The sequence below is a fragment of the Bacillus sp. UMB0728 genome (assembly GCF_002858875.1).
Lineage (GTDB): Bacteria > Bacillota > Bacilli > Bacillales > Cytobacillaceae > Bacillus_AB > Bacillus_AB infantis.
In genome coordinates, this window is the sequence record NZ_PKLA01000002.1 from 149341 (window position 1) to 175619 (window position 26279).

The following is a 26279-nucleotide window of genomic DNA, read 5'->3' on the forward strand; positions in this document are numbered from 1 at the left end:
ATATTGGTTAGGGTGCCTTTTGCGTATGCGGATCTTGAATCGAGGTGACGGGAATGAAACAAAATCATCTTTATTTTAGAAGAAGAACACCTGAAGAGATTCTTCATGAAATCACTGAATCCAGCCGCGGAAAACTTAAATTATATGTAGGGGCAGCCCCTGGAGTCGGCAAATCTTATAAAATGCTGCAAGATGCTTCAGATTTGAAGAAAGAGGGCAAAGATGTGGTCATTGGCTTCATAGAGACCCATGGCCGTATAGAGACGGAGGAGCAAATCAAAGACCTTGAACAGGTTCCTATAAAATTTATTCCCTATAAGGGGAAGAAGTTTTATGAACTGAATGTAGAGGCCATCATAGAACGGAAACCAGATCTTGTCATTGTCGATGAGCTGGCTCATGCTAACATCCCCGGATCTGAAAATCCAAAAAGGTATATGGATGTTTCCCTTATCCTCGATGCCGGGATTGATGTTTTTTCTGCCGTGAATATTCAGCATCTCGAGAGCGTCAATGATATCGTCCAGCAAATTACAGGGGTTAAGGTAAGAGAGCGGGTCCCGGACACCTTTGTGCAAAAGGCCTATGAAATTCAGCTGATTGATATCCCGCCGGAAACATTGCGGAAGAGACTCTCGGACGGAAAGATTTATGCACCAGAGAAAATCGAACAAAGCCTGTCCCATTTCTTTACGATTAATAATCTATCAGCCCTGCGTGAATTGTCTCTAAGGGAGATTGCCAACGATGTTGATGAAAGGATCGAGCAGATCAGCGGCAGCCTCGAAAACGGCCCTATCGGTGTGAACGAGAAAATACTTGTCTGCGTCCAATACGGCCCCACTGCCGAAAAATTAATAAGGCGGGGCTGGCGGATGGCCCATAGGATGAAAGCTGAACTATACATCCTGAATGTAACCGCAGAAAAACGCAGTGATAGCAGTCCGGTTAATGAGCAGAAAATAAAAGAATGGCAAATGCTCGCAGAACAGTTTAACGCGACAATAATATTAGAAGAGAAACGCAGCAGAAAACCTGCAGCTGTCATCATTGAAGTAGCAAAAAAACTGAATGTCACCCAAATACTCTTAGGCCAGTCAGCCAGGACCCGATGGGAGGAAATCAAAAAAGGATCCATCGTCAACATGATCATGAGAGAAACATCCAACATAGACATCCATATCGTGGCGGATGGGAGATAGGGGCCGGGGGTGGGCTGGGCTGCCGGGTGGGCCCACTGCCTCCTTGGGCCAAGGGGACAGGTCCCTTGGCTCACTTTTAAGGCTGAGCCACTGACCTGTCCCCCCGGCCTCTTGGGTCACCCACCAAGTCTGAAACTTTCATTTTATTAAAACGTATATAATAAGATATTTATTTATGGGAGGTGCTTTTTATGGTGTTTCGTTCAAAAATAGATGCTTTTTTTACTAGTTTAATTCTGGCTGCGCTCGTGATTGCTTTTGGCTCATTCTTCCCATTATTCATTGAAGGCGGCACTCAATTGCCAGCGGTTCTGATACTTGCTTCAACATTCCTGATAGTGACGGGTTTTATTTTATGGACTGCTTTTTCGGTTAAATATATTTTCTATAAAGATTATTTATTTATAAAAGGCGGGCCGTTTAGAAGCAGGATTTCTTACGAAAATATAATAAAGGTATCTCCTGCAAATGATATTTTTACTGGATACAGAATACTGTCATCGAGGGATGCCCTTGAAATTTTCAACAAAACAACAGCCTTCGGAAGTATAAAAATTTCTCCAAAAGAGAAAAGGGAGTTTATTGCTGAGTTAAAAAAGCGATGTCCCGGCATCACCATACAAGATTGAAGGAGCCAGGGGGACAGGACCCTTGGCTCACTTTTTGAAGTAGGGCCAGGGGACCTGACCCCTTGGCACTTTCCCCATACCCCAACGTTAGGAAGGTGCATAGTGAATTATTATAGAGTGACAAAATATGATCCTCAAAAAAGGGATGCATACGGCAATTATCTCGATGACAGCGAATGGACTAGTTTTTCAGAGGTAGGCACCAAGGTCGGTGAAGAGGAATACTTGCGTACTGAAACAAACTACATTCAAGCCATCACTGCTTTTATGGATGAGGCGGGAGTGGACAGACTTTATGTTAATGCTCTTGAGATGTGGACGGAAGCGGCAGCGGTCCAGGAGAAACTGCTTTTCCTCTCAGATATCTGGATAGGGAAAGCCGTCCGGAAAGAAGAAATCACGGAAATGGCGAGGTTAACCTTGAGGGAAGCTGTCTGGTGTAAATTAAGCTTCAGAAAAGAGTTTTTTGTTCATTTTGGTTATGACTATTATATGTTTATTGGTACGAATAAGGATTGCCCCCAAGCCCGGAGGAATGTCCTGGAGGCGGGGCTGTTTGTTGAGGAGTTTCGATCTCCGTATTTAGCTTGAAGAGTAATTTTATAAAAAGGGGCCTGGTCCCTCTTTGAAGTATGAGGGGCCAGGCGCCTTTTTTGTAAACAAAAGTTGATATTGAATTTATATTAGAAATTTATAATGGGGAGCAAATAATAAAAAGGAGGCTATGTAATGAAAAGATGGCTGACCCCTATTACAGACTGGGTATCAACAAAACGGGGGATGTGGATCACAATCATAGTCTGGCTGGTACTGATGATAGCTTTAAGTGCCGGGCCAAAGCTTGGTGACTATAAAGTGAGTAATTTCCAATCACTCCCTGATGAGGCGGCATCGATAATTGCTGAGAATAAGATAGAGGAGTTATTTCCAAATGAGCAGGGAACCCCTGGAATCCTTGTTTTTCATAATAAATCCGGTGATATTCAATTAGATGAAGTCAATGAGATTGTGAAAGGAATTCTTGCAGAAGATATTAAAGGGATTGATCGAATCGTTGATATCAGCAAGCTTCCTCCCCAGGCAATGGAAGGGTTCATTTCCGTAGATGAATCAACGGTAATTGTCCCGGTGGAATTGGAAAAAGGTCTTGGAAGCAAGGATTATTCAGAAATTAACGATAGAGCATCAAAAATCGGCAATGAAATTGCGGATACATTAGAAAGCACAAAATTCTATATTACAGGGCCAGCGGGAATTGCAGGAGATGCGACGAAGCTGTTTGAACAGGCAGATGTCGTGTTGCTGCTAGCAACGATTGTGATTGTATTGGTGCTGCTGGTTGTCATTTATCGTTCGCCGCTGCTTGCGTTCATCCCGCTTCTGGCTACGATCATCGTCTACCAGGTGGTAAATCAGAGTGTTGCACTGATGGGGGCTGCCGGGCTGGAAATCAATAACTCGACGACTTCCATTATGAGCATCCTGCTCTTCGCGGCTGTTATTGATTATTCTTTATTTGTGTTTTCCCGTTATCGTGAAGGGCTTAATGAAGTGGAGAGTAAATATACGGCGATGAAAAATGCCATGCGCGCTACGGGTGAGCCAGTCTTTTTCGCGGGCGGTACAGTGATGGCCGCCATGCTGGTCTTATTTTTCGCTAATTTCCGTGATTATCAGAACTTTGCCCCGGTATTCGGGCTGGCCCTGTTCTTTATTATGCTTGCTTCCATTACGCTTGTACCTGCGTTATTTACCCTATTTGGACGTAAGGCGTTTTGGCCGAAGGTGCCGAAATATGGGGATAAAGAGGGTCTGAAACACACGTTTTGGAAATCGATTGCAAGGCTGGTGGTCAGAAAACCATGGATTAGCGGCGGTTTGACAGGGATTTTCCTGGTTGTGACAGCAATCAATGTGATGAACATTGAGTTTGAATTCGATACAGTGAAGAAGTTCCCTGAAGATTTGCCGTCCCGAGCCGGATATGAAATTGTGGAGTCCCAGTTTGATAAGGGAGAGCTTGCTCCTTCTACTTTGCTCATTGAAAGCAGTGAGTCCCTGTCGAAGGAAAAGACGGACGAAATCAAAGCAGAATTGGAAAGTCTGGACGGCATCGCATCAGTCCGGAAGGATGGACAAACTGAGGATGGCAATGCTTTAAAGTTGAGTGTGGCTTTATCGATGAATCCCTATTCAAGAGAGGCAATTGATTTTATGGAGAATCTCCAGGAGTCATCACCAGAAATGCTCCGGAATCTTTCTATTGACGGGGAAGCGTATTATGGAGGAGTTACGGCAAAGCTGGTTGATGAGAGAAATGTAAATAATAAAGATATTGTGATGATCATGATCCTTGAAACGGTCTTAATTCTGGGTCTCCTAATAGCCCTTACCCGTTCTATTAAAATGCCTATTTATATGGTGGGGACTATCCTGCTGTCATATGTTTCTGCATTGGGTCTTGGAAGCTTCCTGGTAGATGTTCTGTTCGGTTTCGATGCGATAAGCACCCGCGTGCCTGTTTATGCCTTTATCTTCCTGGTGGCATTGGGAGTGGATTATAATATCATTCTTGTTTCCCGTTTTATGGAGGAAAGAAAGGCCCATGGTGTAAAAAAGGCCCTGGAAATTGCCATGACCAATACGGGCGGAGTGATTTCATCTGCTGGTATTATCCTGGCTGCCACCTTTGCGGCCCTGACCACGATGCCGATTGCTGATTTATTCGTATTTGGCTTTATGGTCGCAGTCGGTATCCTGATGGATACTTTCCTGGTTCGGGGAGTGCTGCTGCCAGCTTTGATATTAGCATTTGAGAAAGATCATCAGACCTCTCATAATAATCAATAGCACAATGGCGAAGGCAGTCCGCATTATTCGCCAATAGGAGGTCCGTTCATGAAAATCATGGTTGTAGATGATGATGTCCATATTCAAAAGCTTGTTTCCATCCATTTGAGCCGGAAAGGGTACCAGGTAGTCAAAGCGAATGATGGAGAAGAAGCTTTGAAGATATTAGAAGGGATGAACGTTGATTTAGCGGTGGTCGATGTGATGATGCCGGGAATGGACGGGTTCGAACTGACGAAGATTTTGTCAGAGGATTATGATATACCTGTGATTCTTTTGACGGCAAAGGGACAGCTGGATGATAAGGAGCGGGGCTTCTTGTCCGGATCAGAAGATTATATTGTTAAGCCCTTCGAGGTGAAGGAGCTGTTGTATCGTGTAGCTGTTGTCCTGCGGAGGATGGAGCGGGCAATGGAAACAGTGATCAAGGCGGGGAATATGGTGCTGGATCGCAAGAACTTTGAGGTGATGATCAATCAGGAGACGATTCTTTTTCCGCTGAAAGAATTTGAATTGCTGAGTATTCTTGCTTCCCGCATTCCAAAGATTGCCCCGCGGGCCTTATTGATTGAGCAGGTATGGGGAATTGATTATGAAGGAAGCGAACAAACACTGAATACCCATATCAACCGGATCCGGGATCGCCTCAGGAAACATGGGGCGACGGTTGAGATTCAAACCGTGAGAGGGATTGGCTATAAGCTGGAGGCTATCGGATGAGGACGCTGTACCGGAAGTTTGTCGCTGCTGCCCTCTCGATCCTGGCTATCAGTATTATCACCGGTTTCTTCCTGGCAAACTGGGTATACACGGCCACGACCAAGCAGAAGATCGACAGCCAGAATGTCGAGATTGCAGAGGAGATCGTCTCGAGCATCGAAGGAATGCCAGGCCACCAAACTGCCCTGATATCCTATTTGGAATCGGTAGGGAAGCTGGGATATCAAGTGCTCGTGTTGAATGAGGAAGGGGAAAAACAGTTTTTTGGAGAGGCGTTTTCGAAGACAGATCTTCCAGGGGAAGCCCGGAAAGTATTGGATAAAAAAGAGATTTATCACGGGATGAGTGACGATTCCAGCCAATCCTTTATGATGGGCCACTTTTCTAATGATGTAGGGAATACGGTCGGGGTGCCGTTTACTTCTGATGGCCAGCAGTTCGCATTGTTTATCCGCCCAAATAACAAACTGCTTTTCTCTGATATCCATATGATTCTTGCCTGGTTCATTCTGGCTGTTTCGGTCGTCAGCATCATCGGAATGATTTGGTTTGCCAAGCATCTGATCCAGCCGATTACACAGCTGACAGAGGCGGTCAAAGAGTTGACCCGTGAAAACTTCCATTATGACCTGACGATCAATCGCCGGGATGAAATTGGCCAGCTTGCACAAAGCTTCACCACCATGCAGAGGCAATTACAGCATAATGATGAAGCCCGGAAATCCTTCATCAGCAATGTATCCCATGATTTCCAGTCACCGCTTATGAATATTCAGGGATATGCCGAACTTTTGAAGTCAGATGTGAATGAGACTGAACGGGTACAGTATTTGGAGATCATCAATGATGAATCAAAGCGGCTTTCTCATTTGACCAAACAATTATTGATTATGACCTCTTTGGATCAAAACGCGTACCCTATGAAGGTATCAGAGGTGCGGGCAGATAAGCAGATTAAACAGGCAATCCGCAGGTATCAATGGCTGATAGAGGAAAAAGAAATAGAAGTCTCGTATAATCTCGAACATTGTGTATTCAAATATGATGCCGAGCTGATGACGAATGTATGGGATAATCTCATGACCAATGCCATCAAGTACAGCAGTCCGGGAGACAGCATGTGGATTGGTTTGGAGAAAAGAGAAACAGACCTTGTGATTACATTTAAAGACACGGGGGCAGGGATGTCGGAGAAAGAGATGGATCAGATCTTTGACCGTTTTTATCGTGTTGATTCAGCGAGGAAGAAAGGAGGGACCGGCCTCGGTCTCTCGATCGTCAAGCAGATCATCGACCTGCATGATGGGAAAATCAGTGTTGCGAGCAAGCCTGGTGAGGGGACGGTTTTCACAATCACCCTTCCAGTTATATAAAAAAGCATAGTGGGGGAGAGGAAAATGGAACAAATCTGGAGTCTGCGGTTAATTCGATTTGCTGCCATCTTTGGCGTCATTGGCACTTATTTGGGGTCTCATATGGCAGGTCAGATGGATTATGCCCTCAGGCCGGTCCATGCGCACATTCTGCTGGTCGGCTGGCTTTCCGTATTCGCATGGGGAATATTCTATAAAGCTTATAAGATTAAATATAAAAAGCTGGTAGCCATCCATAGTATGCTGGGAATGGCGGGAGCATTGGGATTGACCGCAGGCATGTGGATGTACAACTTAAATCCCTTTCAGCTGAATGAAACATTTGTCATGGTCTTTTTCATCGTGGGCGGCACACTGCTCCTGCTGGCATTTTTATTATTTGTCGTTATTACCTTTATGGTGGAGAACCACGGGGACAGACCCCATGGCTCTTTTTGAAGCTTGGCCACGGGACTGTCCCCGTGGCCTTTGTTTTAATCGTAAATAACAGCTTTTCCTTGTTCACGCAGCTTTTTTAAAGAGGCTAGCATATGATTTATTTCTTCGTCGGAATGTCTTTCCCATGTGCTTAGTTCTGCTGTTATTTTCAAAGGGGATTTAGACCTGTAAGAGCGAGTCGGATTGCCGGGAAATCTTTTGTCAGTTAAGTTTGGATCATTTTCAAACTCACCTAATGGTTCTACAATATAAATTCTTTCTTTTGAAGAGGATGCTGCTAATTCAGCGCCCCATTTGGCAGCATCCAATGTTGCAGTAAAGTATATATAATTTGATTTTTTATCCTGGTAATTTGATATGTGCTGCGGTTCTAATAAATCTCCAATTTTTAAGGCTGCTTTCGTGCCATGAAAAAAAGGTCCGTGATCTAAGACAGCTTTTTTGTCACTCATACGGATACACCTCTTATTTTAGATTTGTGATAACAGTATATTACTTGAACACCAAAATAAGAAGAGCCAGGGGGACAGGTCCCTTGGCTCTTTTTGAGGATGGGCCAAGGGACCTGTCCCCTTGGCTCCACCGCGGCCTTTCCTTTATGCTATAGTATTCTGGTATTCTAAAGGAACGGAGTGATCGTATGAATTCGACAGCAAAAGAAATTATCTTGATTATTATCGGATCCCTGTTCTTTGCACTTGGGGTGAATCTGTTCGCAATCCCAAATGAGCTGGGCGAGGGCGGCGTGACGGGGATCTCCATGACCCTCTTTTATGTATTGGACTGGTCCCCGGGCTACACGAACTTTGTGATGAACGGGATTCTGCTTGCCATCGGCTATAAAGTGCTTAATAAGCGGGTGACGTGGTACACCTTGCTTGCCATCTTCTTTACATCTGTATTCCTGCACTTCACAGAAGATATGGGGCGCTCGCTGGATATCATGCTGGGTACGGTATTCGCTGGTGTATTCATTGGCATCGGCCTTGGAATCGTGCTCCGATCCGGCGGTACGACGGGCGGGTCGACCATTGTTGCCCGCATGCTCAACCAGCGATTCGGCTGGGCCGTGAGCACGACCATGTTCGTGTTCGACATTCTCGTTGTTCTCGGATCGGCCTTTGTCATTGGGATTGAAAATACCATGTACACCGGGATCTCCATCTACATCAGCACCAAAATTCTTGATTATCTAATCGACGGCTTTGACACCCGGAAAGCCGTCACCATCATCTCCCCCTATACTGAGAGCATTGCTGAAAGAGTCAGCGCCGAAATGGACCGGGGAGCCACCATCATTAATGCACGGGGCCACTACTCCAAAGAATCCAAGGACATACTCTACGTGGTCATAAACAAGCAGGAGCTCTTCCTTCTCAAGAAGATGATCCAGCAGATCGATGAAAAAGCCTTCGTCGTGGTGCATGATGTGCGGGATGTGTTCGGTGAAGGATTTACATTTCCTAAAACATGAGCCAAGGGGACAGGTCCCTTGGCTCTTTTTTCATTTGAGCCGCGGGACCTGTCCCTGTGGCCCTGTTGTTTCCGTGAGGATGAATTTAAGGTCAATCAGATTGAACTGAATTTAGGTCCATATTATTCGGCATACAATGAGGTGCTAATCCGGCATACTAAACCATCTGGCGACTTATCGGTTATGTATCAAGCGATAAACATATACACAGAAATGCTGAACGTGACAATGCAGTAGTAAAGTATTTTATAAACATAAAGATCTATCAACAAAAGAATTGCTAATAAGGCTGGTTGAACTTTTCCCAACCGCAGGCTACGGAGATTTACAATCTATAGAGTTAATAAAAAACCAAGGGGACAGGTCCCTTGGCCCTTTGTGAAGCTGGGCCATGGGACCTGTCCCCCTGGCTCATTCAACAATGCTTTTTTCAATGATAAGATACGTACTATCTGCTATCTGCTGATAAGTAGTGTCATTCGGATGGAAGACATCGCTGGACAGGTCGCGTTTGGCATCAATGACGAGATTGAAGGTATCGACGACTTGAATGCCGTATTTCAAGCCTAGTGTGCGGGCTGATTCATTCCATTTTTGTATGATAGAATCGAATGATTCTCCGTCTGGTGATTGCTTGAATGGATTATACAGCCCCGTATAGAGGGTGACGGCATCCGGATTGATTTCGCGAATGTTTTTAAAGACTTTTTCCAGGTTGGGGATTTCGGTTTCCAGGATGCCGAGCGCGGTCTCTTCTGAATAATTGCTGAAGATTTCCCCGCTGTTAAACAGGTTGTTTCCCCCGATTGTAATAGTAATGATTTTGGCCTCTTTAAGCGTTCTCTGGACTTCCTTTTGTTCCAGCTGCTCCAGCAGGTCCTCGATTCTGGCGCCTCTTATGCCAAGGTTCTGATAGCGTTCAACGAGGTTATTCTCTTTGAGCTGATTCCCGGTCAGCGAGACAAAGCCTTCACCTTTTGATGAGCCAACACCTCTTGTTAATGAATCTCCGAGTGCAATATAAGTGTCGCCCGGGGTAGCAGGCGCTTCTTCTGATTTCGCCAATATCTGCGCCTGGGGAGGATTGGTAATATCCATATAGGCGCTGACAAGGCCGTAGCCAAACAGAACTGTCAAGCCAAGGGATAGTGTGATAAACAGCGGCCATTTCCATTTTTTCATCGTTTGACCTCTCCTTCTATCGTGATTGTATCAATCTTTTCCTTTATTGAGTATTCAAAAGAGTCACTGCCTGATTTTTTCGCTAAAATAGAACTTAGGGTGATGCTATGAGCGTAAAACCAACTGTTAGATTGGAAAATGTAACGAAAATCATAGGAAAGAAGACGATTATTGATCAAATATCATTTGAGATTTATCCGGGGGAAGTATTTGGGTTCCTGGGTCCAAATGGCGCCGGAAAAACGACTACCATCCGGATGCTTGTCGGACTCATCAAGCCAACGTCCGGGAAGGTTGAGATCTGCGGCTTTGATGTCAGAAAGCAATTTGTGAAGGCGATGCAGCGCCTCGGTTCCATCGTCGAAAATCCAGAACTGTATAAGTATTTAAGCGGCCGCGAAAACCTGCAGATCTTTGCGCGGATGCTGCCTGGAGTCGATGAAGAACGGATACAGGTAGTCATTGACCTGGTTGATCTGACAGCGAGGGTTGATGATCAGGTGCGGACCTATTCGCTGGGTATGCGGCAGCGCCTGGGAATTGCACAAGCCCTGTTAGGCCGTCCTGATGTCCTTATACTGGATGAGCCTACTAATGGCTTGGACCCTATGGGAATAAAAGATCTTCGCACATTCATCAGGAAGCTGGTCGATGAAACAGGTCTTTCCGTTCTTGTATCGAGTCATATTTTAAGTGAGATTGAACTGCTGGCCGATCGTGTGGCGATAATGAGCCACGGGAAGATTGTAAAGACCGGCAGCGTAAGCGATCTGGTCAATTCCCTGTCATCAGGTGTGGACTGGAGAGTCAGTGATTCTTTCCGGGCGCTCGCCATTTTGAATGAGTCTCCCCATGTCCAGGCTGCAGAGCTGTACGATGACCATACAATCCACACGCTTATGGACGAAAGTAAAACTTTCATTCTGAATGAAGCCTTATTGAAAGCTGGTATTGAGGTATGGACAATCGAAAGAAAAGTGCAGACATTGGAAGACCTATTTATTAGTTTGACAGGAGGCGATCATATTGTCTAATCCGAATATGGCGGGCCTGGTCCGCAATGAAGTAATGAAAATCGCCTCCAAAAAACGCTTGCCGGTTGTCATACTTATTTTGATCATTCTGGTCTCCATGTTTACATACGCACAATACCGGGAGATACAGGAGAAAATTGAAAAGCAGGGCACTCTGGACTGGAGGGTGGACCTGCAGCAGGAGATTGTCGACCGGCAAAACCGGCTGGCATCAAGCGGAATCCAGGACGAGTTCAGGCAGTTCCTGGAATTTGACCTCAAGCAAAAGCAATATTATCTCGACAATGATATCAACCCGAACTATCCCGGGGCCCCTACGTTTATACGAATCTTCTTCTCACAGGGACTTACACTTGTCCTGCCATTATTCATTATTATCATCATGGCTGATATCGTGAGCGGGGAGTACAATGACGGCACCATCAAAACCTTGCTGTCCCGGCCTGTCAGACGGTGGAAAATCCTGATGGCCAAATGGCTGACCGTTTTGCTGTATACATCACTGCTTATGGCGGCAACGGTGATTGTCTGTTATGCCGTGTCAGGACTCATACTTGGCTATGACGGATGGACAGCCCCAATATTAACCGGATTCCAGGTTTCGGCCACTGGCGAATTTTCAACAGAATTCATCCATACCCTGCCGATGTGGGAGTACTTGCTCATGTCAGTCGGGCTTGCCTGGGTGGTAACTGCTGTGGTTGGAACCATCAGCCTCATGATCTCTGTGCTCGTGAAAAACACAGCGACTGGAATAGGCGCGATGATGGCGGTGTTAATCGCCGGCACCCTGTTGAGTTCCATCGGGTCGAGCTGGACAAGCTCCAAGTATCTGGTGAACCTGAACTTTGATCTGATCAACTATCTGGAAGGCCAGGCACCGCCGATAGAAGGAATGACACTGCCATTTTCATTGATCATCCTTGCCGTATGGACGGCTGCCTGCCTGGCTGTGGCATTCTGGAACTTTACTCAGAAGGATATGTATTAATGAGCCAAGGGGACAGACCCCTTGGCCCTTTTTGAGACTGGGCCGGGGGGTCTGTCCCCTTGGCTCCCCTTGGCTCCTAAGCTCAGAAAGATTAACTGGCATTCTGAACCAAGGGGACAGGTCCCGTGGCCCATTTTGCTGAGAACCGAGAAACCCTATCCATGTGGCATCTAGTCTAAAGAAGGGAGAGAAATTTATTGAGTGATAAACTTTACAATCTCATAAAAGTAATTTGTTTGGCAGTTATCGCCTTATCCAGTGTAATGATTGCGTTGGAGCTTATGAATATTAAACAGATCCTGCATTCGATTGGCCATTAGGTCCCAACAGGTTTACGGGCGAGTGTATAAGCTGGTTAGCCGAGATAATGCTGTAGAAATCGGGGTAGCTGTTGCTATTGGCCTGTTTGGTAATCAAGGAAGAACAATGGGTGACGATTGCAATTATGATAGCGAAAAAAGGTGAAATTACGGGTTGTCCATTTGCTGCCAGCAAGGCGGCTTTTTTTTATACCGAAAAATAAATGAACCAAAAATTGGAAACCTTTAGAGCTTGTGTCCGTATAAATTAGTCAAAAGAAAAAAGGCGGGTGATTTTTTTGGAAGTTATACAAACAAAAGATTTAAAGCCGAAGTATTTTGCTCTTGGCCTGATATTAGCCGTCAGTTGTTTGCCAATCAGTGTTTTAGGCGTTAATGCAATTCAGAAGTTTTATTTTCAGCCTGATTATCATCTGTTTTTCAGTACACCTAAGACAGCATATCTCCTGTTTATCATCGGATATTCCATCCTCTTTGTTATTCTGGCTTTACTTTTAAGTATAGCCGATTCAAAGTTTAAGCCTCTGCTGATTCTATCCAATATCCTCTTATCTGCGATTGCAGTCTTCTTCCTTTGGCAGTCCTTTCAAACCCATTCTTATCTGACCGAGGAGGGGTTAAAGGTAAAGGCGCCTTTTGCCCGCGAACAGAACTTTGAATGGGACAGCATTCAAAAAGTCACACAAATAAGCAAACACGGAGTTCCCTACAGATTAGAGTTTCATATAAAAGATGCCGGGACATACAAATTTGACCTGCAAAGTGAATTTATTGTGAAGAGAAGCGCCTTTTATTCGCTGCTTGCTGAACAGAATGTTGAAATTGAAAGCAGGCAGGCGGATTAAGAAGCAGCCTTAAGGTTCATGGCTGCTGCTGGGCCAAAAGGTGATCACAATTTCATGCCGGCCGGTCAACTTAGGGAGAAATAAAGAACAAAAGAGAGGGGATTTCCATGGAAAAAATCTTAGTGAAAACAGGAATCTATTCATTTATTATTCCATTTTTTATATTGGTGGCTTTTATGAAAAGGGTAGATGAAAGAACCAATTTGGAGGGATACACTTCAACTATCGAAACGCCATACGCAGAATACTTCTTTACTATATTCCGCTATTCTGTGATTGTTTCCCTTATTGCGGTAGGGGTGACATTTGCTTACTTGATGTCAGAAAAGAAAAAAGAAAATGAAGAGGAGCAAGGGAAGTGACCTTTCGCCTTGTCTGCTATTTAAGCAGGACTTATTAACGTTTTGGTGAAATTCTATACTGAATCAGCCTTTAAAAGGAGGACAGGAATGAACCGAACTGAATTTCTGTTAAGGATGCTTGATACTACCTTCAACAAGGAGAACTGGTATGCGCCATTGAAGCCTGCCATAGAAGGGCTATCCGCTGAACAGGCCAGCTGGAAGCCGGAAGGGGCTGCGGTAAAATCCATATGGGAGAATGTAAACCATCTTATCTATTACAAAGAGAGACTTGCGGCAAATCTAGCGGGACGGGAGTGGACTCGAAATCTTGATGGTGATGAAACTTTTTCTCTCACCGGCCAAGTAAATGATGAAAAGGTATGGAAAGCAGTCATAGAACGGGCAGAACTGGCCCATCACAGCGTAAGGAAAGCAATCATCCGGATTACGCCTGAAAGGCTTGAACAAAATGACCTTGAAGAAAAACTCTTAGACATCATGCTGCACGATGCTTACCATACCGGGCAGATTATTCAATTAAGGAAGATGCAAGGAACCTGGCCTTCTCAGCGCTAACAGTGGGCCAAGGGACCTGTCCCCATGGCTCAAAAAAAAATCTTCTAAATAGTTGTTGACTTCCATTCCCAATATATGATAAATTTATCTCGAATTAAAGATAATTTATTTCGGAATAAACATCGCAGCTTATTTTTTTGACAACATGTCTCGAATTCGAGATAAATAAAAATTATATTTTGGAGGAGATTTTAAATGGCAAAGTGGACAGTAGATCAATCGCATTCAGCAGTAGGTTTTGAAGTGAAGCACATGATGGTTTCAAAGGTGAAGGGTTCTTTTGATTCTTATACAGCAGATGTGGAAGCAGCAGATTTGACAGATCTGACAACAGCTTCAATCGCATTCACATTCGATGTTGCAAGCATTAATACACGCAGCGAGGACCGTGAGAACCACCTGAAGTCAGCTGATTTCTTTGATGTTGAAAACTACCCGACGATTGATTTCAAATCAACAAACATCGTAAAAGACGGCGATGATTTTAAAGTAACAGGCGATTTAACTATCAAGGGCGTGACAAAGCCGGTCACTTTTGATGTAGAATACGGCGGCAAAGGAACAAACCCTTGGGGCGTTGAAGTATACGGCTTTGAAGCAGCAGCAAAAATCAACCGTGAAGAATTCGGCCTGACTTGGAACGCAGCACTTGAAACTGGAGGCGTACTTGTAGGCAAGGATATTAAAATCAAAGTGGAACTAGAAGTAAATCCAGCAGCATAATTAAGAGTTGAAATGGAAGAGCTGCCGGTTAAAGGAGAAAAACGTATGAATGATAAGTTGAAAGCTGTAACGGTCATACTACGTGCTTCCCAAGCCATTCAAGAAGCGATTCGCAAAGATGCAGCCAACTACGACTTGAATCCTACGGAATTCTCTGTTCTTGAGCTCTTATACCATAAGGGTGATCAGCCTATTCAGATGATTGGCAGGAAAGTTTTGATCTCGAGCAGCAGCATTACTTATGTGGTGGATAAATTAGAGCAGAAAAATTATGTGAGGCGCCAGGGGTGCCCAGAAGACCGCCGGGTCATATATGCGGTGCTGACAGCTGAGGGGAAGGCTTTGATGGATCATGTCTTTCCCCGGCATGAAAGCAAAATGGGTGAGGTGTTCGATGAGTTAAGTGCGGATGAAGTCAATCAAACGATTGATTTAATGAAAAAAATTGGCTGCAGGGCAGAACGCATTTAATTTTTTTTTGAAAACATATCTCGAATTCGAGATATGTTGAGCCAAGGGGACAGACATATTGGCCCAAATGAGCCGAGGTACCTGTCCCCCAGGCTCTGGAGATATGTTGGAAGGGGAGCTATTCTATGGGTTTTCTAAATAAACTATTTGGAACAAAAAAAGAGGAGGAAGAAACAATGACAAAATTAAACATTGGTATCATTCTAGGTTCTACACGTGAAGGGCGGGTAAGCCCGCAAGTAGGTGCGTGGGTGAAAGAAGTAGCTGACAAGCGCGGTGACGCGAACTATACCATCATTGATATCGCTGACTACAAGCTTCCATTGCTTGGCGAAGCGGGCGCAGATGCTTCTGGGGCTGCTGCATGGTCAGAAATCGTTGCTGCCCAGGACGGATTCATTTTCATTGTGCAGGAATACAACCACTCTATCACAGGCGCACTGAAAAATGCACTGGATTACCTGCGTGTTGAGTGGAACAATAAAGCAGCCGGAATCGTTTCTTACGGTTCAGTAGGCGGGGCGCGAGCTGCAGAACACTTGCGCGGCATTCTGGGTGAATTGTCAGTAGCTGATGTCCGCGTACATCCGGCACTGTCTTTATTCACAGACTTTGAAAATGGCAATCAGTTCAAACCAAAAGAAGTACAAGAGGATTCAGTCAATCAAATGCTGGATCAACTGATCCCTTGGTCAACAGCTCTTTCCACAATCCGCTAAGCGGCGGCAGAGTCTATTATATACAGGTGCAGCTTCATGCACCTGTATATATCCTAAATATAAAAAAAGGGGTATAAAGGTTGAGCAGATCCTGATCAAGTTAATTGATCGATGTGCTCAGAAGTTATACGGCGCAAAGGGGAGCCAAGGGGACAGGTTCCATGGCCCAAGTGGGCCGAGGGACCTGTCCCCCTGGCTCAAACTGAAAGGAGAATATATATGAAAAAAGAGACAATGGGTATTCATCATATTACGGCGATTGTAGGGCATCCGCAGGAGAATCTAGATTTTTACGCAGGGGTGCTGGGCTTGCGCCTGGTCAAACAGACAGTGAATTTTGACGATCCGGGCACATATCATCTTTATTTTGGAGATGATGGCGGGAAACCTGGGACTATCATCACCTTCTTCCCATGGGCCGGTGCCCGCCAAGGGGTTATTGGGGATGGTCAGGTTGGTGTGACATCATATATGGTTCCAAAGGGTGCCATGAGGTTCTGGGCAGAAAGGCTCCAGAAGTTTGAAGTTCCTTTCACAAAAATTGAGCGCTTTGGTGAGCAATACTTGGCATTTGATGACCCTCATGGGCTGCATCTTGAAATTGTGGAAAGAGAAGAAGGGGAAGCGAATACATGGGAATTCGGCGGCATTACTCCTGAAGTGGCGATCAAGGGCTTTGGGGGCGCGACGCTGTTATCGGCGGAGCCTGCAAAAACTGCTGACCTCCTGGAGAATGTTATGGGGCTTGAAAGAGTTGGTGTGGAAGAGGATATTGCCCGCTTCCGCTCTTCCGCTGATATCGGCAATATCATCGACCTGAAATTGACTCCGGCCGGCCGCGGCCAGATGGGTGTCGGAACGGTGCACCATATCGCCTGGCGGGCAAGTGATGACGAAGATCAGCTGAGCTGGAGAAATTATATTGCTGAGAATGGATATGCTGTCACCCCAGTAAAAGACCGAAATTATTTCAACGCGATTTACTTCAGGGAGCATGGGGAAATTTTATTTGAGATAGCGACAGATCCTCCAGGCTTTGCACATGATGAATCACAGGCTACAATGGGAGAGAAGCTGATGCTTCCCGAGAAGTATGAGCAGTTCAGAGAGCAGTTAGAACATAGTCTAATCCCGATTAGTGTAAGAGAATTAGATTAACTTGCAAAGGAATGATTCAAATGCTTTCCATCGATCCTGTCAGCCTGCCGGAAAGAGAGAATTACAAATTTCTCATCGGCAGCATCATCCCTAGGCCCATTGCTTTTGTGACTACCCTCTCAAAGGATGATGTGGTGAACGGTGCACCATTCAGCTATTTCAACATTGTCTCGGCCAACCCGCCCATGATATCCCTATCCATCCAGCGTGCGCAGGGAAGGCAGAAGGATACAGCCAGAAACATTCTCGAGTCAAAGGAATTTGTGGTTCACATCGTTGATGAGCTCAATGTCGAAAAGGTCAATCAGACAGCGGCCAGCCTTCCTCCTGACCAGAGCGAAATAGAGGCAGCAGGTTTTACAGCAGAGGCAAGCGAAAAAATAGCAGTACCTGGCGTAAAGGAAGCAAAAATCCGGATGGAGTGCGTGCTGGAACATGCCCTGGAGTTAGGCGGTACAGACTTACCTGGTACCGACTTTATCATCGGCAAGGTTGTACAATTCCATATAGAAGAAGATCTATATGACAAGGGACGTATCGACCAGAAGGGGCTTGCTGCCGTCAGCAGACTGGCTGGGAATGATTATGCTAAGATTGGGGAAGTTTTTACGATTGAGCGGCCTGAATGATAATATATAAAATTACTGGGACCCTAATCAATATTAGGGTTCTTTTTATGCGTGCAAACAATTGAATAAAGCATATTAGTCGAGAAGCAGACATGCAAGGTGAATAGGTGCTGCCCTAAAGCAGCCAAGGGCAATTTGGATTAATCCATTTTGATTATATAGGAAATAATCTCTTTTATTGTGTTATTTCCAGCACTAACAAAAGTGTAAACGTTACAAAAAGAGTCTGTATGATGATCTTCAAATTTCACAGTTCCATTAACGGATGCTGTTTTACCATGTGTAATGATATTTAATATTTCCACCTCAGTTATTTTTGGAGCAGCCTTCAAAGTGTTAGCGAGCTCTTCAAGACCTTGTATTGAATTATCATTTACTATATTCCAGCAAATATCGTCACTTGCGTGTTCAGAAATAAAATGAAAATCGTTAGTAGCAGCAGCCATTATGAAATCATATAGAAACTTCTTTTTAGGTGCATTTCCACAATCTGCAGGGGCTGTTATTTTTATGCCTTGATATTCAGTGTGCATCGTTCCCATATGTCTCAGCCCCTTTTTATTCTTTTTCAATTGCCTTCCAGGGTGTGGCCGCCTGAAATTTATTTATTGAAAATAAACGCTCCCGCCTAAATTATCCTTCGTACTTTCCTTTAATGCTGAGGTGTTTATACTGCGCCCTTCCCTGCTGTAGTGAAAATCAATTAATTTCCCCAAACCTAAGAAAAAGGCTCCGATTGCCAGCAATATGATCCATAAAGGCATTACGCCCACCTCCTTTTTCTATATATTAACATTTGTTGCCTGCATATACTTCTGTTTATGTATTTTACTGGAAAATAATGAATGGTGTTCTGATCAAGGTTTCTGTTATGCTCGTTTATCATAAGGCAGGAAGTCAGGAAATTGCGGCGAATTAGTCATTATCTTATCAAAGGAGTGTGGCAAGTATGCCTCATGCTATTGATCTGCTGGCCGACCAGTTGTCAGCAAATGCGAATGATCCGAGCTGGTATGTTCCTTTTTCAGAAGCTGTTGAAGACTTATCAGAAAAAGATGCTTTTTGGAAGCCGAATGAGGAGAGCAACAGCATCGCCGAATTGGTCCAGCATCTTATTTATTGGAATGAAACCTGGCAAAAGAGGTATCAAAAGGGTCACGTCAATGCAGTTGCGCCAATTGGGAGCAATGATGAAAGCTTTGGGATACCGGAAAATAAAACATTCAGTGATTTAAAGGAGCGGCTGTTAGAGGTGCTATTTCAGTGGCAGGATCTGCTTTCCGAGGAAAAGCTGGAAAGTGAAGTGGAAGGGTTTCCTGAATCGGCAGAATGGTGGGCTATTATTGGAAATCTATGCACGCACAATGCGTATCATATTGGGCAGATTGTCTATGTACGGAAGCTGCAGGGCAGTTGGAGGCATAGTTAGTTTTTATCGGAGTCGAATGTAAAAAAGACAAATCTAATTTGAGAAAAAGGAGGAGGTTTTCATGCTCTTTATGCTCATCGTCAAAGCCTCAAAGAATTCGGAAGGACGTAATCTTCCCAGCCCTGAACTAATGGAAGCCATGACGAAGTACAATGAGGACCTAGTTAAGGCAGGTGTAAGGGTTATGGCGAAAGGCCTTCATCCCAGTTCAGATGGGATGCGCATTTCTTTTCCGAAACCGGGAGAAGATCCGGTGATTACAGAAGGTCCATTTGCTGAAACGAATGAATTGATCGCCGGATTCATTTTGATTGATGTGAAGTCAAAGGAAGAAGCCATCGGTTGGGCTAAGCGGATGCCGGACCCGCAGGGAAATGGGGAAGGGCAAATTGAACTTAGGCAGGTGTTTGAGTGAGGTGCGAGTGCAGGTCAAGGGGACGGAAGCTGCTGAGGCGATTATATGAAACTTGACTTTTACCAACTGGATATAGTGGACCAGAGGCAGTTAAAGTTTGCAGTAATAAGCGCCATCTACAAAGGAAAATGGGTGTATGTCAGGCATAAGGATAGAACCACATGGGAAATTGCAGGAGGACATAGAGAATTTGGAGAAAACATGGAGGGAACGGCCCAAAGAGAGTTATGTGAAGAAACGGGCTGTATAGATGGCGAGTTGATCCCAATATGTGACTATTCATTAGGCGATACGGCTGTTAAAAAATACGGAAGGCTATACCTTGGAGTAATAAGGGAATTGGGCCAGCTGCCTGCTTCAGAAATTGATGAGATCAAACTGTTTGAGGATTTACCCGTAAACCTTACTTATCCTGAAATCCAGCCGAAGCTGTTCGAAAAGACATTGGCGTTTATAAAACGCTATGAACAGTGATATACAATCAGGTTAGTTCCGTTAAGTAAGCTGAGCAGCTTCAGCTTTTTACCGCAGCAATATTTGGATAAAAAAGGAATTCTCATATTCTCTCTAGAATCTATATATAAATCAACTATAGGAGCACCTGATATGCACACAATACCTAAACACATTATTGCGGTTTCGGCGCTTATTGAAAACGAAAAGAATGAAGTGCTGCTGGTTAAGGTCCAATGGAGAAAGGATACCTGGGAAATGCCCGGGGGCCAGGTGGAGCTTGGGGAGCCGCTTGATCAGGCAGTCGTAAGGGAAGTTCTTGAGGAAACCGGACTGCATATCAAGCCCGTTGGCATCACAGGTGTTTATTATAATTCGACCAAGCAGATATTATCTGTTGTTTTTAAAGCATGGCACATCAAAGGGGAAATCAAAATCCCGCCTGAAGAGATAAGCGAAGCCAGGTTTGTGCTTTTAAATGAACATAATATTGGCCAATACATAACCCGGCCTCACATGAAATCACGGACACTGGATGCGATGAAAGCGAAGAATATCGTTCCTTATGAGACTTGGGAAATGGATCCTTATAACTTGGCAGGAAGGCTATATTGACCCTCTTTTTTTGCGAAGACAACCTGAAAAATTAAAGGAGCACCCCTATGATTCATTGGTTCCGCCACTTGCCCCAATTACATATGAATTCCTCTGAATGGACCCCTTTCATACAGAACAGCTGGTTCCGGGAACATTTTATGAAATTTGCTTATTTACTTCAGATTGTTATGTTTTTGGTGCCTGGCCTCATGGGAGGGCTGTTTACTGAATTACCCCTATATATGCTCATTCTAATTGGAATTGCTGTCTTTATTGTTCATGAACTTCTGCATATTATCACCGTATATAAAGAAGGTGATATAAGCCTGACATTCAGCGGAACATTTTTTTGGCTGAATACCAATACCATACTATCAAAAAGAAGATTCCTGGTCTTTATGAGCCTGCCGTTTATAGGATTGTCAGTGGTGCCGGCCATAGTGGCTCTTTTCGTATCAAGAGAAATGCAAACACTTTTCTTATTTGTAAGCTGGATTAATTTCATCATTTCAGCTGCAGATATCATTAATTCTTTCTTAATAGCAATCAAGCCGAAAGGCGCAGTGTTCTGCAGGGGGTATTACCGGATCGTTCAGATGAGGGAGCAGATTGTAGATGTAAGAGATTAAGACAGCTGGTGCAATCTTCAAAACCAACTGCAATCCGCGACCTATAGGAGGGATAGAATGGGTTTACTCATTACATTCATGAGCATATGGATCTTCACCTTCATGTTTGCAAGGCTGTTTAGTTTATTTGGCGGCAGCTGGAGCTTGTTTGCTAAAACGTATTGGCAAAATGACATAGTCATCTGTTTTGGACAGTCTCTCCTCATTACGTTATTGCTTGAAATGATGTAATGTCTGGGAATTTTTTGCTATAAATATCTGGAAAAAATAATAAGCCAAGAGAATCATATCCCTTGGCCAATCTATATTACTGGTAATGTTTCAGCATCATGGGAGTATAGGAATCCAAGGGCAGGGGTCTTAAAGAGAGGGTTGTGTCATAGGAGTAAATATGGCTGCTTTGTGCCAGCTTAAGGCATTTATACATAGCTTTTCCGCCAACCGCATTTGCTGAATGAACGGTTATTTGGTCTGCAGAGAGTTTTTCCCTGACCATAATTTTGACCAGAAGCATACCGTTTTCTCTTTTGCTTTCCAGGTCATGGTCCAGTGATAAATGGCCAATTTCATAGGTGCGGAGAAGTTCTAAACATTCCACAATTGTATTCACATATACGAATCCATCCGGCGGTTTCCTGTAGTCATCTAAGAATACATTGATTTTTTTCAAATTTCGCCCCCTTAATAAAGAGTGACTAAGAAAGGTCTCTTGTCCTTCATTAAAACCATAACACACCTTTCATGTATAGGCTAACATTCTTTACTATGGCAGTCAGTTAAACTACTAACGCAAACTCGACTGTTTTTACCAAATACTGTTACTTTGGTCTTGCCTCATTCGTATATTCATATATAAGAGCCAATACATACTAATCGCCATGTTAGGACGGGAGCTTTTCTGTCTGCGATTTACATTTTTAGGGGGGATATAGTTGGAAATTAAATTTTCAAACAGGCCGAAGATATTTACTTTAGGGTTAATCTTTGGATTAGGTTGGCTTCCTCTGGGCTTTTTAGTCTTGATGTTTTATCAAAAAATAAATGTATTCCCGGATACTGTTTATTTTCAGGATACGCCGAGTAAAGCTTATATGGTAAATATAGTGGGCGGTCTGCTTATAACAGCAGGTGTTCTGCTTTTCTTGCTTGAGAAATTGTGGATAAAGGCTATTGGTGTGTGCTTGCCATATTGATTGCATTTGTGCTTATATTTGGTGCCCTTCATACATACACCTATATTGATTCAACCTGGGATTCACACTGCACCGCTGGAGGGATTTAAAGAAAAAGTAACTCGCTGGAATGATATTAATCAGGTTGTCATCGTCCTTGATAAGGGCGAGCCCGAACAGCTGGAGTTTGAAAGTGAAAATGACACGTTTATCTATACATTAAAAGAATATATGCCCAGAATGAAGCTTAGAGAATGGTTAGATGGCATTGGTGTCAAATATAGCGAGAGGAATATGTGACGAATCACACTTCTTTACATACAGTCATTTTGATCCGGTCTGAATACTTGAAAGCAGAAGCAGCTGCCATCCAGGCGGCTTTTCTTGTTTCAGAAAAGGTACAGGTGTCTGGTCAATATTGGTATATTATAGTAAGGGCATCTTAAGAGGGAGAGATACGATGGAGAAAAAATTAAGGGCCATGCTCGTTTTTCCAGGGGTGTTATTAGTCTTATTCGCATTGAGCAATGATAGATACAGAGAGCTGATATACATCGCCTATATCTTACTGTCGTTAAATCTGATCATTCTGGGCATCCAGGCCTTCAAAGACAACAAAAAATCCACGTTTGCTTATGCTATTACAGCCATATCACTTTTAACCATTTTTCTTTCACTCAAAATGTTATTGTAATAACGGAATTTAAGCAGCAGCCAGGGGAGCTTTTTTTACCAAGAGTGGAGGTTCAGCTTAACTCATGAGTATTGTGCATATCAGAAAAATGGATGCTTCCAATGAATGTGAAGTCAGGAAGATCAAACTAAAGCCCGGACAGGAAAAATTCATTGAAACTGTTGATGAGTGTTTGGAAGAAGCAGGTACATACAGTGAATGGCAGCCAGTGGTTATATATAGTGATGAAGAAGTGATTGGTTTTGCCATGTACGGCTCTTTTGGACCCAACAAAGATACATGGATTGACAGAATCATGATCGATGAAAGATATCAGGGCAAAGGCCTGGGGAAATTGGCGATGTTAAAACTGATTGATATCGCTTCAAGACAATATGATGTAAATGTTATCTACTTAAGTATCAAAGAAGAAAACAGGACAGCTTATCGTTTATACAAAAGTATCGGTTTTGAGGATATGAACGAAATAGATCCTCAGAATGGAGAGCTTTTATTTAAGTATACAGTTTGAGTAAAAGCTGCTCCCTGCTTATAGGCATAAGGGCAGGTCTGCTGTCCCTGTTTTAAAGGAATGGGCCAAGGGACCTGTCCCCTTGGCTTTTTTTAATTTTAGAAGGGTAAGTTATTGACAGTGAAAAATAATTTGTGGTATTATTAAAAATTTGATTAAAATATACATATGTGATAAGATTAAGGAAGTTGCGATATGGAGGGGATTATTTGTTTCAAATTGACGATAATGTTGTTTATCCGATGCATGGGGTAGGGATCATTAAAGCGATAGAAGAAAAGGAAGTTTTAGGGGAAAAACAACAATATTATGTCATTAAAATGTTGGTCTGCAATATGGAAGTTATGATTCCTGCAGGTAAGATAGTGAATTCAGGTATACGTCCTGTTACTGACATCATTGCATTAAAGCAACTTATGAATATTTTCCAGAATGGGGAAACAGATAGATTACTGCCCTGGAAGCAGCGATTTAAAGTGAATACGGATAAAATAAAAACAGGGAAAATTCAGGAATGTACGGAAGTTGTACGCGATTTAATGCGTATGAAGAAAGAAAAAGCACTTAACACAAGCGAAAGACAAATGTTGAATAACGCACATGAAATTTTGATCAGTGAACTGGGATTAATGAAAGGAATCACTGAAAACCAAATAAAAAGTTTCTGTTAAAGCAGCCTTAAAATATCCTTAATCAAAGTAAGGCTGCCAAGACACTCAACTTCTCCAACTCACCATTAGAAAATTAACCTCTTTTGTTATTTCTGCCGTCATCCATTTCAATCATTCATATTTCTACGACAAAGTATCTCCATACAACTCGATAAAATTGTCCCTAAAGTTTTTGGCAAATCCTGATTCACACTGGCACGGACACGGAGCCGTAAGGATGAAAGAGAGGCAGGGCTTTCATTGTTTTGGGTATATAAAAAAGAGATAATGGGACAGTTTTACTGTTCCATTTATAAAGGGCGGGTACAAGGAAAACTGGCTATCCGACCCGCAGGCAAACAAAAAAACCTCTGAATCAGAGGTTTTTTTGCAATTCAGAATTCAATTCTTTGTCAATCGCTTTGAGTGTTGATTCTATCGTATAAAATGTGTCAACAGCCTGTGTATGGGCATGTGTGACTTCAAATAGGTTTTCTTTATAGCATACATACAATACCGGCTGCTGGTTGTCATCATTGAAAGTTAATGAAATTTCACAGTTAGGGTATTCCTGTATGGTAGTTAACATTGTTCTCATGTGATCTAAAGACATATAGTCTCAGCCTCCTTCCACTATGGGGGGAGGTGACTAAGTAAAGTCTCGTAGTTCCCAACATATTTAAATAATTGATAATAAGTATAACATACTTTGTGCTTTTATCCAGAAAGAGGAGCCAGCTGGTAAAAGAAGGAATTGTTCTGCGTGTTAGAGAAGGTATGTAAGGCAGAAAAAAGGAGTGTGTTCATGGAAAGAGTAGATGTAGTCTATTCATTTATCTTTGACGAAAAACAGGAGAAGGTATTGGTTGTTAAGAATTCTAAATATGATAACTGGTCTTTGCCGGGCGGTTCGGTTGAAGCAGGAGAAACTCTATCGCAAGCAGCTATTCGGGAAGCTAAAGAAGAAACAGGCCTGATGATTGAGGTTGATGACATAATTTCTGTAAATGAAGCGATGATGATAAATCATGATCAACATGCCGTTTTTATTACATTCAAAGCAAGAGTCATAAGCGGCGAGATCAGTATACAAGATACTGAAACGATAGCAGAAGTAAGATGGGTAAGTTTAGAAACTGCTGATGAAATGATGCCATATCATAAAAATGGGATCAGGTATTTGCTGGGTCAGTCAGCTCCCTATGTCTTTCAAGGGGAAGTGCGGTAGTTTAAGGGAAGGAGACAGAGAGATTGTCCTATCATATAAGAGTTAAAGCAGGTGCAGTCATTATCGAGCAGGACAAAATTCTGCTGACAGAATATAGCGATCCAAACAGGGGTATCTTGTATGATTTTCCTGCAGGAGGTGTGGAGCCTGGCGAGACTATAACAGATGCTGTTAAAAGAGAAGCTAAAGAAGAAGCGTGCATAGAAGTGGAGGTCGGCCCATTGGCCTTTGTCTATGAATATGCACCGCATTTGAATGGCGAAAAATATGGGCCGGTCCATACCCTGGTGATGATGTTTGAATGTACTAAACTGAGCGGCTCGGCTGCAAGGCTTCCAGAACAGCCAGACCCTAATCAGACGGGCGTAAAGTGGATAGCATTATCGCGGCTTGGAGATATTCAGCTCTATGCAAACATAGGAAAGCAAATTCAGGATTATGCCATACATAAGAGGAATATTGATTTGATTGAGGAGCAGCGTCTTTAATAAGCTGAGGAATCATTACAACAGGAGATATGGTGCAGGTCTGTGGGCTGAGCCAAGGGACCTGTCCCCTCGGCTCAAAAATGAGGAGGCTTTCTAATGAGCAACTGGTGGTATAGTTTATATTTCGTAATTTTAGGAGTTGTGTCTTTTTTCACGCGGGAGATTGTAACTTTTATCATGCTTGGTTTTATATTGTTGAGCCTGAATAACATCAATAATACGCTGAAAAAAATACACGATAGTACTGATAAAACGGTTCAAGAGAAGTAGCTCTTTTTCAAAAAGCACTCTAAATTAGGGGCCTGTCCCAGGTTTGTAAATGGTACTGAAAGCTG

The 26279-nt window shown here is 43.4% G+C and carries 39 protein-coding genes and 1 pseudogene; 34 read left to right on the top strand and 6 right to left on the bottom strand.

Translation table 11 applies throughout. From position 1 onward, the window contains the following. Window positions 1–53: 53 nt before the first annotated feature. The 7 genes from kdpDN to CYJ37_RS06435 all read left to right on the top strand — a co-directional run bounded on the left by kdpDN (window position 54) and on the right by CYJ37_RS06435 (window position 7212). Window positions 54–1202: a KdpD-like non-kinase potassium sensor gene (kdpDN, locus tag CYJ37_RS06405; RefSeq protein WP_101548616.1), complete on the top strand. Its 1149-nt coding sequence runs from the start codon at window positions 54–56 to the stop codon at window positions 1200–1202. Window positions 1203–1393: 191 nt separating this feature from the next. Beyond that, a complete protein-coding gene (locus CYJ37_RS06410) occupies window positions 1394–1831 on the top strand; it encodes a PH domain-containing protein (RefSeq protein WP_101548618.1) in 438 nt (145 codons plus the stop codon). A gap of 102 nt (window positions 1832–1933) precedes the next feature. Further along, the gene (locus CYJ37_RS06415; RefSeq protein ID WP_022544601.1) at window positions 1934–2422 is read left to right on the top strand and encodes a hypothetical protein; all 489 of its coding nucleotides are present in this window, start codon (window positions 1934–1936) and stop codon (window positions 2420–2422) included. 138 nt (window positions 2423–2560) lie between these two features. After that, entirely contained in the window at window positions 2561–4681 is a 2121-nt protein-coding gene (locus CYJ37_RS06420; RefSeq protein ID WP_101548620.1) for an MMPL family transporter, read from the top strand. Between the two features lie 48 nt (window positions 4682–4729). Continuing rightward, entirely contained in the window at window positions 4730–5401 is a 672-nt protein-coding gene (locus CYJ37_RS06425) for a response regulator transcription factor (protein WP_094767850.1), read from the top strand. After that, window positions 5398–6774 (top strand): sensor histidine kinase, encoded by a 1377-nt coding sequence (locus CYJ37_RS06430; protein WP_094767851.1) that lies wholly within the window; start codon window positions 5398–5400, stop codon window positions 6772–6774. Before CYJ37_RS06425 ends, CYJ37_RS06430 begins: the two co-directional genes overlap by 4 nt. Before the next feature lie 24 nt (window positions 6775–6798). Continuing rightward, window positions 6799–7212, top strand: a complete 414-nt coding sequence (locus CYJ37_RS06435) for a hypothetical protein (protein WP_022544600.1) — start codon at window positions 6799–6801, stop codon at window positions 7210–7212. Window positions 7213–7247: 35 nt separating this feature from the next. On the opposite strand, the gene arr is transcribed toward CYJ37_RS06435, so the two are convergent. Continuing rightward, complete coding sequence (arr, locus tag CYJ37_RS06440; protein WP_009794603.1) at window positions 7248–7664, bottom strand: NAD(+)--rifampin ADP-ribosyltransferase; 417 nt, start codon at window positions 7662–7664, stop codon at window positions 7248–7250. A gap of 188 nt (window positions 7665–7852) precedes the next feature. Here arr and CYJ37_RS06445 point away from each other — a divergent pair, with 188 nt between their 5' ends. After that, window positions 7853–8686 carry a YitT family protein gene (locus CYJ37_RS06445; RefSeq protein ID WP_009794602.1) on the top strand — a complete coding sequence of 278 codons (834 nt, stop codon included), beginning with the start codon at window positions 7853–7855 and terminating at the stop codon, window positions 8684–8686. Between the two features lie 69 nt (window positions 8687–8755). After that, window positions 8756–9068 (top strand): annotated as a pseudogene (locus tag CYJ37_RS27655) (hypothetical protein); the annotation flags it as partial. A 29-nt stretch (window positions 9069–9097) separates the two neighbouring features. On the opposite strand, the gene CYJ37_RS06455 reads toward CYJ37_RS27655, so the two are convergent. Continuing rightward, window positions 9098–9868: an SGNH/GDSL hydrolase family protein gene (locus tag CYJ37_RS06455; RefSeq protein ID WP_009794601.1), complete on the bottom strand. Its 771-nt coding sequence runs from the start codon at window positions 9866–9868 to the stop codon at window positions 9098–9100. A gap of 107 nt (window positions 9869–9975) precedes the next feature. On the opposite strand from CYJ37_RS06455, the gene CYJ37_RS06460 reads away from it, so the two are divergent. From CYJ37_RS06460 to CYJ37_RS06505, 10 genes are all read left to right on the top strand, one after another. Beyond that, the gene (locus CYJ37_RS06460) at window positions 9976–10902 is read left to right on the top strand and encodes an ABC transporter ATP-binding protein (RefSeq protein WP_101548622.1); all 927 of its coding nucleotides are present in this window, start codon (window positions 9976–9978) and stop codon (window positions 10900–10902) included. Next, window positions 10895–11893, top strand: coding sequence for an ABC transporter permease (locus CYJ37_RS06465; RefSeq protein WP_101548624.1), 999 nt, complete (start codon window positions 10895–10897; stop codon window positions 11891–11893). Before CYJ37_RS06460 ends, CYJ37_RS06465 begins: the two co-directional genes overlap by 8 nt. A gap of 598 nt (window positions 11894–12491) precedes the next feature. Continuing rightward, window positions 12492–13058 carry a hypothetical protein gene (locus CYJ37_RS06470; protein ID WP_101548626.1) on the top strand — a complete coding sequence of 189 codons (567 nt, stop codon included), beginning with the start codon at window positions 12492–12494 and terminating at the stop codon, window positions 13056–13058. A gap of 107 nt (window positions 13059–13165) precedes the next feature. Then, complete coding sequence (locus CYJ37_RS06475) at window positions 13166–13420, top strand: hypothetical protein (RefSeq protein ID WP_094767857.1); 255 nt, start codon at window positions 13166–13168, stop codon at window positions 13418–13420. 87 nt (window positions 13421–13507) lie between these two features. After that, window positions 13508–13978 carry a DinB family protein gene (locus CYJ37_RS06480; RefSeq protein WP_101548627.1) on the top strand — a complete coding sequence of 157 codons (471 nt, stop codon included), beginning with the start codon at window positions 13508–13510 and terminating at the stop codon, window positions 13976–13978. A 195-nt stretch (window positions 13979–14173) separates the two neighbouring features. Further along, entirely contained in the window at window positions 14174–14701 is a 528-nt protein-coding gene (locus tag CYJ37_RS06485) for a YceI family protein (protein WP_009794593.1), read from the top strand. Window positions 14702–14746: 45 nt separating this feature from the next. Beyond that, on the top strand, window positions 14747–15172 hold the full coding sequence (locus CYJ37_RS06490) for a MarR family winged helix-turn-helix transcriptional regulator (protein ID WP_009794592.1): 426 nt from the start codon (window positions 14747–14749) through the stop codon (window positions 15170–15172). Window positions 15173–15297: 125 nt separating this feature from the next. After that, a complete protein-coding gene (locus CYJ37_RS06495; protein WP_009794591.1) occupies window positions 15298–15891 on the top strand; it encodes an NADPH-dependent FMN reductase in 594 nt (197 codons plus the stop codon). A 219-nt stretch (window positions 15892–16110) separates the two neighbouring features. After that, window positions 16111–17049 (top strand): ring-cleaving dioxygenase, encoded by a 939-nt coding sequence (locus tag CYJ37_RS06500; protein WP_101548629.1) that lies wholly within the window; start codon window positions 16111–16113, stop codon window positions 17047–17049. Between the two features lie 20 nt (window positions 17050–17069). Then, on the top strand, window positions 17070–17678 hold the full coding sequence (locus CYJ37_RS06505) for a flavin reductase family protein (RefSeq protein ID WP_101548631.1): 609 nt from the start codon (window positions 17070–17072) through the stop codon (window positions 17676–17678). A gap of 140 nt (window positions 17679–17818) precedes the next feature. Here CYJ37_RS06505 and CYJ37_RS06510 read toward each other — a convergent pair whose 3' ends face one another. Further along, on the bottom strand, window positions 17819–18220 hold the full coding sequence (locus tag CYJ37_RS06510) for a hypothetical protein (protein ID WP_101548632.1): 402 nt from the start codon (window positions 18218–18220) through the stop codon (window positions 17819–17821). Between the two features lie 63 nt (window positions 18221–18283). Then, window positions 18284–18442, bottom strand: coding sequence for a hypothetical protein (locus CYJ37_RS27060; protein WP_165352622.1), 159 nt, complete (start codon window positions 18440–18442; stop codon window positions 18284–18286). Window positions 18443–18627: 185 nt separating this feature from the next. On the opposite strand from CYJ37_RS27060, the gene CYJ37_RS06515 reads away from it, so the two are divergent. The 6 genes from CYJ37_RS06515 to CYJ37_RS27065 all read left to right on the top strand — a co-directional run bounded on the left by CYJ37_RS06515 (window position 18628) and on the right by CYJ37_RS27065 (window position 21432). Further along, complete coding sequence (locus CYJ37_RS06515) at window positions 18628–19107, top strand: DinB family protein (protein WP_101548634.1); 480 nt, start codon at window positions 18628–18630, stop codon at window positions 19105–19107. A gap of 61 nt (window positions 19108–19168) precedes the next feature. Beyond that, the gene (locus CYJ37_RS06520; protein ID WP_101548637.1) at window positions 19169–19522 is read left to right on the top strand and encodes a YciI family protein; all 354 of its coding nucleotides are present in this window, start codon (window positions 19169–19171) and stop codon (window positions 19520–19522) included. Between the two features lie 45 nt (window positions 19523–19567). Beyond that, window positions 19568–19996 carry an NUDIX hydrolase gene (locus tag CYJ37_RS06525; RefSeq protein WP_101548639.1) on the top strand — a complete coding sequence of 143 codons (429 nt, stop codon included), beginning with the start codon at window positions 19568–19570 and terminating at the stop codon, window positions 19994–19996. A 132-nt stretch (window positions 19997–20128) separates the two neighbouring features. Next, window positions 20129–20590, top strand: a complete 462-nt coding sequence (locus CYJ37_RS06530) for an NUDIX hydrolase (RefSeq protein ID WP_101548641.1) — start codon at window positions 20129–20131, stop codon at window positions 20588–20590. 47 nt (window positions 20591–20637) lie between these two features. Beyond that, window positions 20638–21201 (top strand): DUF3267 domain-containing protein, encoded by a 564-nt coding sequence (locus CYJ37_RS06535; protein WP_180827271.1) that lies wholly within the window; start codon window positions 20638–20640, stop codon window positions 21199–21201. 57 nt (window positions 21202–21258) lie between these two features. Further along, window positions 21259–21432 (top strand): hypothetical protein, encoded by a 174-nt coding sequence (locus tag CYJ37_RS27065; RefSeq protein ID WP_180827272.1) that lies wholly within the window; start codon window positions 21259–21261, stop codon window positions 21430–21432. A gap of 76 nt (window positions 21433–21508) precedes the next feature. On the opposite strand, the gene CYJ37_RS06540 is transcribed toward CYJ37_RS27065, so the two are convergent. Further along, the gene (locus CYJ37_RS06540) at window positions 21509–21871 is read right to left on the bottom strand and encodes a cyclic-phosphate processing receiver domain-containing protein (RefSeq protein ID WP_101548643.1); all 363 of its coding nucleotides are present in this window, start codon (window positions 21869–21871) and stop codon (window positions 21509–21511) included. Window positions 21872–22133: 262 nt separating this feature from the next. Between CYJ37_RS06540 and CYJ37_RS27660 the strand changes: the two genes are divergently transcribed. The 6 genes from CYJ37_RS27660 (at window position 22134) to CYJ37_RS06560 (ending at window position 24249) form a co-directional block, all read left to right on the top strand. Continuing rightward, window positions 22134–22394 (top strand): hypothetical protein, encoded by a 261-nt coding sequence (locus tag CYJ37_RS27660; RefSeq protein ID WP_257964191.1) that lies wholly within the window; start codon window positions 22134–22136, stop codon window positions 22392–22394. A 45-nt stretch (window positions 22395–22439) separates the two neighbouring features. Next, window positions 22440–22673 (top strand): hypothetical protein, encoded by a 234-nt coding sequence (locus CYJ37_RS27665; protein ID WP_257964192.1) that lies wholly within the window; start codon window positions 22440–22442, stop codon window positions 22671–22673. Next, window positions 22670–22819 carry a hypothetical protein gene (locus CYJ37_RS27070; protein WP_022544587.1) on the top strand — a complete coding sequence of 50 codons (150 nt, stop codon included), beginning with the start codon at window positions 22670–22672 and terminating at the stop codon, window positions 22817–22819. The genes CYJ37_RS27665 and CYJ37_RS27070 overlap by 4 nt, the downstream gene beginning before the upstream one ends. A 14-nt stretch (window positions 22820–22833) precedes the next feature. After that, window positions 22834–23067, top strand: a complete 234-nt coding sequence (locus CYJ37_RS06550) for a hypothetical protein (RefSeq protein ID WP_009794574.1) — start codon at window positions 22834–22836, stop codon at window positions 23065–23067. Window positions 23068–23131: 64 nt separating this feature from the next. Next, window positions 23132–23578, top strand: a complete 447-nt coding sequence (locus CYJ37_RS06555) for a GNAT family N-acetyltransferase (RefSeq protein ID WP_009794573.1) — start codon at window positions 23132–23134, stop codon at window positions 23576–23578. Between the two features lie 209 nt (window positions 23579–23787). After that, window positions 23788–24249, top strand: a complete 462-nt coding sequence (locus CYJ37_RS06560) for a CarD family transcriptional regulator (protein WP_142385232.1) — start codon at window positions 23788–23790, stop codon at window positions 24247–24249. 355 nt (window positions 24250–24604) lie between these two features. On the opposite strand, the gene CYJ37_RS06565 is transcribed toward CYJ37_RS06560, so the two are convergent. Then, on the bottom strand, window positions 24605–24841 hold the full coding sequence (locus tag CYJ37_RS06565; protein ID WP_022544585.1) for a hypothetical protein: 237 nt from the start codon (window positions 24839–24841) through the stop codon (window positions 24605–24607). Window positions 24842–25033: 192 nt separating this feature from the next. Here CYJ37_RS06565 and CYJ37_RS06570 point away from each other — a divergent pair, with 192 nt between their 5' ends. From CYJ37_RS06570 to CYJ37_RS27075, 3 genes are all read left to right on the top strand, one after another. Further along, on the top strand, window positions 25034–25456 hold the full coding sequence (locus CYJ37_RS06570; RefSeq protein ID WP_101548647.1) for an NUDIX hydrolase: 423 nt from the start codon (window positions 25034–25036) through the stop codon (window positions 25454–25456). Window positions 25457–25479: 23 nt separating this feature from the next. After that, window positions 25480–25944 (top strand): NUDIX domain-containing protein, encoded by a 465-nt coding sequence (locus tag CYJ37_RS06575; protein WP_101548649.1) that lies wholly within the window; start codon window positions 25480–25482, stop codon window positions 25942–25944. A 96-nt stretch (window positions 25945–26040) separates the two neighbouring features. Continuing rightward, window positions 26041–26214 (top strand): hypothetical protein, encoded by a 174-nt coding sequence (locus CYJ37_RS27075; protein ID WP_180827273.1) that lies wholly within the window; start codon window positions 26041–26043, stop codon window positions 26212–26214. Window positions 26215–26279 lie beyond the last annotated feature (65 nt).

What these genes read in the sequence shown, in the direction of transcription:
- kdpDN (WP_101548616.1), top strand. Translation starts at nt 54, where the DNA reads ATGAAACAAAATCATCTTTATTTTAGAAGAAGAACACCTGAAGAGATT.
- CYJ37_RS06410 (WP_101548618.1), top strand. Translation starts at nt 1,394, where the DNA reads ATGGTGTTTCGTTCAAAAATAGATGCTTTTTTTACTAGTTTAATTCTG.
- CYJ37_RS06420 (WP_101548620.1), top strand. Translation starts at nt 2,561, where the DNA reads ATGAAAAGATGGCTGACCCCTATTACAGACTGGGTATCAACAAAACGG.
- CYJ37_RS06425 (WP_094767850.1), top strand. Translation starts at nt 4,730, where the DNA reads ATGAAAATCATGGTTGTAGATGATGATGTCCATATTCAAAAGCTTGTT.
- CYJ37_RS06430 (WP_094767851.1), top strand. Translation starts at nt 5,398, where the DNA reads ATGAGGACGCTGTACCGGAAGTTTGTCGCTGCTGCCCTCTCGATCCTG.
- CYJ37_RS06435 (WP_022544600.1), top strand. Translation starts at nt 6,799, where the DNA reads ATGGAACAAATCTGGAGTCTGCGGTTAATTCGATTTGCTGCCATCTTT.
- arr (WP_009794603.1), bottom strand. Translation starts at nt 7,664, where the DNA reads ATGAGTGACAAAAAAGCTGTCTTAGATCACGGACCTTTTTTTCATGGC.
- CYJ37_RS06445 (WP_009794602.1), top strand. Translation starts at nt 7,853, where the DNA reads ATGAATTCGACAGCAAAAGAAATTATCTTGATTATTATCGGATCCCTG.
- CYJ37_RS06455 (WP_009794601.1), bottom strand. Translation starts at nt 9,868, where the DNA reads ATGAAAAAATGGAAATGGCCGCTGTTTATCACACTATCCCTTGGCTTG.
- CYJ37_RS06460 (WP_101548622.1), top strand. Translation starts at nt 9,976, where the DNA reads ATGAGCGTAAAACCAACTGTTAGATTGGAAAATGTAACGAAAATCATA.
- CYJ37_RS06475 (WP_094767857.1), top strand. Translation starts at nt 13,166, where the DNA reads ATGGAAAAAATCTTAGTGAAAACAGGAATCTATTCATTTATTATTCCA.
- CYJ37_RS06480 (WP_101548627.1), top strand. Translation starts at nt 13,508, where the DNA reads ATGAACCGAACTGAATTTCTGTTAAGGATGCTTGATACTACCTTCAAC.
- CYJ37_RS06485 (WP_009794593.1), top strand. Translation starts at nt 14,174, where the DNA reads ATGGCAAAGTGGACAGTAGATCAATCGCATTCAGCAGTAGGTTTTGAA.
- CYJ37_RS06490 (WP_009794592.1), top strand. Translation starts at nt 14,747, where the DNA reads ATGAATGATAAGTTGAAAGCTGTAACGGTCATACTACGTGCTTCCCAA.
- CYJ37_RS06495 (WP_009794591.1), top strand. Translation starts at nt 15,298, where the DNA reads ATGGGTTTTCTAAATAAACTATTTGGAACAAAAAAAGAGGAGGAAGAA.
- CYJ37_RS06500 (WP_101548629.1), top strand. Translation starts at nt 16,111, where the DNA reads ATGAAAAAAGAGACAATGGGTATTCATCATATTACGGCGATTGTAGGG.
- CYJ37_RS06505 (WP_101548631.1), top strand. Translation starts at nt 17,070, where the DNA reads ATGCTTTCCATCGATCCTGTCAGCCTGCCGGAAAGAGAGAATTACAAA.
- CYJ37_RS06510 (WP_101548632.1), bottom strand. Translation starts at nt 18,220, where the DNA reads ATGGGAACGATGCACACTGAATATCAAGGCATAAAAATAACAGCCCCT.
- CYJ37_RS27060 (WP_165352622.1), bottom strand. Translation starts at nt 18,442, where the DNA reads ATGCCTTTATGGATCATATTGCTGGCAATCGGAGCCTTTTTCTTAGGT.
- CYJ37_RS06515 (WP_101548634.1), top strand. Translation starts at nt 18,628, where the DNA reads ATGCCTCATGCTATTGATCTGCTGGCCGACCAGTTGTCAGCAAATGCG.
- CYJ37_RS06520 (WP_101548637.1), top strand. Translation starts at nt 19,169, where the DNA reads ATGCTCTTTATGCTCATCGTCAAAGCCTCAAAGAATTCGGAAGGACGT.
- CYJ37_RS06525 (WP_101548639.1), top strand. Translation starts at nt 19,568, where the DNA reads ATGAAACTTGACTTTTACCAACTGGATATAGTGGACCAGAGGCAGTTA.
- CYJ37_RS06530 (WP_101548641.1), top strand. Translation starts at nt 20,129, where the DNA reads ATGCACACAATACCTAAACACATTATTGCGGTTTCGGCGCTTATTGAA.
- CYJ37_RS06535 (WP_180827271.1), top strand. Translation starts at nt 20,638, where the DNA reads ATGATTCATTGGTTCCGCCACTTGCCCCAATTACATATGAATTCCTCT.
- CYJ37_RS27065 (WP_180827272.1), top strand. Translation starts at nt 21,259, where the DNA reads ATGGGTTTACTCATTACATTCATGAGCATATGGATCTTCACCTTCATG.
- CYJ37_RS06550 (WP_009794574.1), top strand. Translation starts at nt 22,834, where the DNA reads ATGGAGAAAAAATTAAGGGCCATGCTCGTTTTTCCAGGGGTGTTATTA.
- CYJ37_RS06555 (WP_009794573.1), top strand. Translation starts at nt 23,132, where the DNA reads ATGAGTATTGTGCATATCAGAAAAATGGATGCTTCCAATGAATGTGAA.
- CYJ37_RS06565 (WP_022544585.1), bottom strand. Translation starts at nt 24,841, where the DNA reads ATGTCTTTAGATCACATGAGAACAATGTTAACTACCATACAGGAATAC.
- CYJ37_RS06570 (WP_101548647.1), top strand. Translation starts at nt 25,034, where the DNA reads ATGGAAAGAGTAGATGTAGTCTATTCATTTATCTTTGACGAAAAACAG.
- CYJ37_RS27075 (WP_180827273.1), top strand. Translation starts at nt 26,041, where the DNA reads ATGAGCAACTGGTGGTATAGTTTATATTTCGTAATTTTAGGAGTTGTG.